General features: G+C 24.0%; 4 protein-coding genes. All 4 read left to right on the top strand.

All coding sequences use genetic code 11. The features are described 5' to 3' along the window. The first annotated feature begins 300 nt into the window (after positions 1–300). Genes MBCUT_RS00095 through MBCUT_RS10660 form a run of 4 tightly spaced genes read left to right on the top strand, consistent with a single transcriptional unit; the run spans position 301 to position 2,137 of the window. Entirely contained in the window at positions 301–1,050 is a 750-nt protein-coding gene (locus MBCUT_RS00095) for a hypothetical protein (RefSeq protein ID WP_067257160.1), read from the top strand. 15 nt (positions 1,051–1,065) lie between these two features. Then, positions 1,066–1,410 (top strand): hypothetical protein, encoded by a 345-nt coding sequence (locus MBCUT_RS00090; protein WP_067257157.1) that lies wholly within the window; start codon positions 1,066–1,068, stop codon positions 1,408–1,410. 11 nt (positions 1,411–1,421) lie between these two features. Continuing rightward, positions 1,422–1,928, top strand: coding sequence for a hypothetical protein (locus MBCUT_RS00085; protein WP_067257154.1), 507 nt, complete (start codon positions 1,422–1,424; stop codon positions 1,926–1,928). A 50-nt stretch (positions 1,929–1,978) separates the two neighbouring features. Continuing rightward, positions 1,979–2,137: a hypothetical protein gene (locus MBCUT_RS10660; protein ID WP_157082402.1), complete on the top strand. Its 159-nt coding sequence runs from the start codon at positions 1,979–1,981 to the stop codon at positions 2,135–2,137. The last annotated feature ends 163 nt before the right edge of the window (positions 2,138–2,300 follow it).

Here is a 2,300-nt window from a genome sequence, read left to right as displayed (position 1 = left end):
GAAACATAATGCCAAAAGCAGATAAAAATAAATACAGAACCAAAATAGGATTCATAAACCAAATCTACCACAGAACAAGAAATTGGATAAAAAACACAAAATACCAACTAACAAATTGACAGTCCCACAAATCATAGAGTCGCTAAAAAAGAAATAAAAAGAATAATATAATATTAATAATTATATTTTAAATGATTATTTGAATATTTTTCTAAAGTTATTAGAATTACTAAGAAATTAGTGAATAAATCCATGAAAAGGATTTTTGAAAAAGAAGTTTATAGGTAAAAAGTGATTATTATGAGTTTATTGGGTGATTGGGATGAGATTTTTGAAAATGATATTAAAAAGTTGAATGAATTTCGACATATAGATAGGCTCGATGAGGTTATTTCTATTTTGAGAGGGCTTAGGCATGATGAGTTTTTTAAAGGTTTAGCTAATCTTGTTAGTGATGGTAAGAAAAGTTTATTTGATTCTAGGAATGTGTGGGAGTTTAAAGATGAGGGGAATTCATTTTTTAGTTTAGGTATAAGGGAGTTAAAATCTAGATCTCCTATTTATTTGCCTCCTTTAACGAAGTTTGTTAATGATTCAAGTTTTTTAGCTATGTATGCGATTTTAGAACTGAGTTATGTTTATGATTCTGGTCATAAGTTAACTGATGATGAGCTTAAGTCTATAGTTTTTGGTGATATTGGTCAGTTTGTAACATTTTTTGTGGAAGATTTTGATAAATCTGAGAAATTGCCTAAAATTTCGGCTGATTTTTTCAAAAGATTGAAAGATTTGTATTGGGAAGATAAAAAGGCAAAAAAGTTGCATGGTAAAATATATGATGTGATTAGGGATATAACTACTGAAAATTCCACCCCATATATTTTTACTAGGACTTTTATTCATTCTATTTTTTATTTGGAGGCATGTAATGCTTTGAAGTATGGTAGGGATGTTGTTACTTGTGACGATGTTGTTATTGCATATTTAACTACTTTTAAAATTTTGATGAGTGATATTAGGTTGTTAGTTCCATTAATTAATATTGAATGAGAGGATGTTAGCTTAATGATATTTAGAAAGATTATTGCTGTTATTGGTGCTGTATTTACTTTTATTTTATTATTGTATTTACTTGGTTTTGCTGTTTCAACATTTATTCCAAATTATAAAAATAATTTTTTTATTAGCTTAATTTTAATTCTTTTATTTAGCTTCATAATTAGAAAAGTTTATAGGTTTAGAGCAGATTCTCCTAAAGACAATGATAAATCTAATTTGGGATTTGTTGATAATGAATCAACAATAGAGGAAGATTATGAATATTTATCAGTTCCTGTAAAAAAGCCAAAATTCCCTTTTAAAAAAGATTATCAAAATATTCATAATGAAATTAATAATAAGAAAAAATAGGGAGGTTTTTCATGAATAATAAAATTGTTACTATAATTATTTTAATTATTCTAGTTATTGGTGGGGCTTATTTTTTATTTGATACTGTTAGTAATAATAATAGTATTTTAGGCGTGTCTCATTTTAATAAGGATAATATTTCTTTTGATTATCCTAGTATGTGGATTAAAGATAATAGTACTGATTATAATTTAACTTTTCATAGTTTGTTTTATACTATTAATTTAGATATTTATGATATTTCAGATACTTCTTTTGAAGATCAAGTTGATGTGTTTTTACATGATAATTCTGATTCTGAAATAAATTATACTGTTATAAAAATAAATGAAATTATGGTTGATGGTCAAAAGGCTTATGATATAAGTTCTCAATTTGATAAAGATGGAAAATTTTATTATAGGGTTTTAGTTTTTGAAAGTAATAATAAGATGTATATTTTTGGATTTTTATCTGATAATCTCAATACAGTAAATAATGATTTTAATTTGGTTAAAAATAGTATAAAATTAAAATAATATAATTCATTATATTAAATATTTATAATGTCCCTTCATATGTTAATACTATGAAAAATGTTGTTAAATCTACTAAGGTTAAATTATCTGTTAAAAGATCATGTATTAATGGAACTAATTTAGCGAAAAATATATATAATGGACTTAAAAGTGCAGGTGGTAAAATTTATAATGGTGCCAGATGGCTTGCTGGAAAAATTTGGAAATAAAATATAATTATTTTCAATCAAATTTAATATTCTAAAACTATTATTTTATCATTTTAAGCATTAAAATATTATTAAAATAAGATTTTTTCGACTATAAATGGAGTATTTTTATATGAATGTAGATGATTCAATTATTAAGGAAAGAGAAAAAATAAAAAATTCT

It is taken from the genome of Methanobrevibacter cuticularis (genome assembly GCF_001639285.1).
GTDB classification, from domain to species: Archaea; Methanobacteriota; Methanobacteria; order Methanobacteriales; family Methanobacteriaceae; genus Methanobaculum; species Methanobaculum cuticulare.
This window is presented reverse-complemented; position numbering and strand designations above follow the sequence as displayed.

What these genes read in the sequence shown, in the direction of transcription:
- MBCUT_RS00095 (WP_067257160.1), top strand. Translation starts at nt 301, where the DNA reads ATGAGTTTATTGGGTGATTGGGATGAGATTTTTGAAAATGATATTAAA.
- MBCUT_RS00090 (WP_067257157.1), top strand. Translation starts at nt 1,066, where the DNA reads ATGATATTTAGAAAGATTATTGCTGTTATTGGTGCTGTATTTACTTTT.
- MBCUT_RS00085 (WP_067257154.1), top strand. Translation starts at nt 1,422, where the DNA reads ATGAATAATAAAATTGTTACTATAATTATTTTAATTATTCTAGTTATT.
- MBCUT_RS10660 (WP_157082402.1), top strand. Translation starts at nt 1,979, where the DNA reads ATGAAAAATGTTGTTAAATCTACTAAGGTTAAATTATCTGTTAAAAGA.